The sequence below is a fragment of the Neptuniibacter sp. UBA6509 genome (assembly GCA_002435145.1).
Lineage (GTDB): Bacteria > Pseudomonadota > Gammaproteobacteria > Pseudomonadales > Balneatricaceae > Neptuniibacter.
Genome location: DJLT01000014.1, coordinates 1 through 2,587 on the forward strand (window position 1 = coordinate 1; position 2,587 = coordinate 2,587).

Genomic DNA, 2,587 nt, shown 5'->3' on the forward strand with positions numbered 1-2,587 from the left:
TATCGATGCTTACTATGATTCTAATTGAGACTAGAGAGGGGATTAATACTTGTCAATTAAAGAGTAAATATAGGCAGCCACTTTCATGTTTACTATAAAAAGACAAATTCATTAAGCCATTACCCCGATTACCAGAAAAGGAACTACTATCAGTAGCTTACATAGAAATCGCAAAGACATACAACAGTCACTTATTGTGGCATTAGATCTAAATCATTTAGGTAGAACGACCTGTATCGCCTTCACAATCACGGCAAATTTTGTTCTACATCTCCAGATAATAACTGACTTAAAGGCGCTGGTTTAAAGAAGTAGTAGCCTTGTACGAGATCGCAACCCATCTCGGATAACATTTGATATTGCTCTTGTGTTTCTATCCCTTCGGTGACCACTTCAAGGTTGAAATTTTTCGCTAGATCAATAATCCCAGCAACCAGTCGTTTCTCTTCAGGTTGTGTTAGTACGTCTTTAACGAAACTTTTGTCGATCTTTAAGCAATCCACCGGCATACGTTTGAGATAGGAGAGGGAAGAGTAGCCGGTCCCAAAATCGTCTAATGAGATGCTAATGCCGAGTTTCTGAATCTCATTAAGCGTTTGCATGACGGATTGGTCATGGCTGTCGATAAATAGACTTTCTGTAATTTCAAATTCTAGCTGCTGGCTACTGACCGCATATTCTTCAAGACTATCGCTGATAAATGGAACCCATGTGTTACTTTGAAATAAACGGGCCGAGCAATTGATAGAAACACGTTCTAGGGATTTGAAATGCTCTCTCAGTTTCGGTAGATCGGTACAGGCTTGTTTCAACACAAATTCGCTGATGGAGATAATCTGCCCACTTTGTTCGGCAAATGGAATGAACTGATCAGGCGAGACCAGCCCGCGTTGAGAGTGATGCCAGCGGATCAAGGCTTCAACTTTTGCGACTTCACCACTTCTGATATTGATGATTGGCTGATAATAGAGCTCAAATTCTTGTTTGCTGATGGCTTGGCGAAGGTCATGTTCAAGTTCGCGTTGCTGCTCCATACGGATGTTCATGTCCTCGGTAAAGAACTGAACATTATTGCGTCCCAAATCTTTGGCTCGATACATGGCTGTATCGGCGTGATTAATGAGAGAGTCAGTTGTTATGCCGTCTCCAGGGTAGATGGCAACTCCCATGCTGCAAGAGATCGTCAATGAGGTTGTATCCAGCTGTACGTCTTTAGCCAGCAATTTTTGTATGTGGCGAGTGACGGCTTCTATTGACTGACTGTTGTCTATTTGTGGTAAAAGTATGATGAATTCATCGCCACCAAAACGCGCCAAAATATCCTCACTACGTAGCGCATTCCTTAGTCGATTTGTTGCTTCAATAAGTAATTTATCCCCTTGGCTATGACCAAGTTGATCATTGACCAATTTGAAATTATCAAAATCAATGAAGATAACGGCCAGCTTTCTTTCGTGGCGGGCGGCAGAATGGATCGCTTGTGACATTAGATCCATAAACATAGCGCGGTTGTAGAGGCCTGTCAGTGAATCGGTACGAGCTTGATGATTGATGATCTGTTCGTGAACATTGCGTAGCAGCTCACTGGCGGCGCGTGAGGTGACAGAATCAATGATAAGTTGTGTTTTTCCTGTTTGCTCAAATTCATTGCGTTTTAAAACCGCTAAATGGCCGATAACTTGACCTCTTCCATCGTACATCGGGGTGCCGATGTAGGATTTAAGCTTTAGCTTAAACAGATCATCATCGTCTGGATAAAGCTCTTGAACGTTACCGTTAAACACCATCGCACCTTCTTTAATCACTGTTTCACAGGGTGTGCCGGCAAGGGGATAGCTGAGGTTTTCGACTTTTTGCTTGTCGATATAAGCGGTGAGGGTATCGATGGTTTCTCTATCATCAGACAGTTTAGAAATAATGACCATGTCGGCATCAAGTACTTGTGAGAGAAATTCGCCTAGCGTTTCAAAGTAAGTACGGCCTTGAAGACCGGAAACGTCTTTGGCGATAGTTTGTAATAAACAGGTGATCTCTTCTCTGGAACGCGCCTCAGATTTTAAGACCTCATGAGCTTGGCTTAATTCACGTGTCTTCGTATTTACTTCAGCGGTAAGCAGCATTTGATGTTGCTCGATGTGTTCTGCCATCGTGATCATAGTGGTGGCCAATTCACCCATTTCATCCTTGCGCTCTGCAATTGCACTTTGCTTAATGTCTTTAATCGCTTCAAAGTCATTGTCTCGCATGGCATTAGAAAAACGTCGGAAAACCCCTAAAGGATAAAGGACTTGGCTTTTGAGGATGAAAAACAAAATCACCAGCTCCACTATCAACGATAGTATGCCTATTACTGAAACAATGTAGGCGGTTTGCAATGCTGTGGAAGATAGCAGTGATTTAGGGTAGACGGTTACAAAATACCAATCTGGGCCAGCAATTTTAGTGATGGCGAGTAAGGCATTTGCTGAATCGGGTTCCAGTATGAATGTTGACTCGTCATGAGTACGCGCATGAGATAGTACTGCATTGACATGGCTCGTGATGGTGTAATCATCGCTATCATCAACATGTAAAATGCCCTTAGTAC

General features: G+C 42.6%; 1 protein-coding gene. It reads right to left on the bottom strand.

Annotated elements, in window-relative coordinates; translation table 11 throughout:
- Positions 1-248 precede the first annotated feature (248 nt).
- A partial coding sequence (locus tag B4K11_RS02295; protein WP_292959210.1) for a putative bifunctional diguanylate cyclase/phosphodiesterase occupies positions 249-2,587 on the bottom strand: 2,339 nt, incomplete at its 5' end.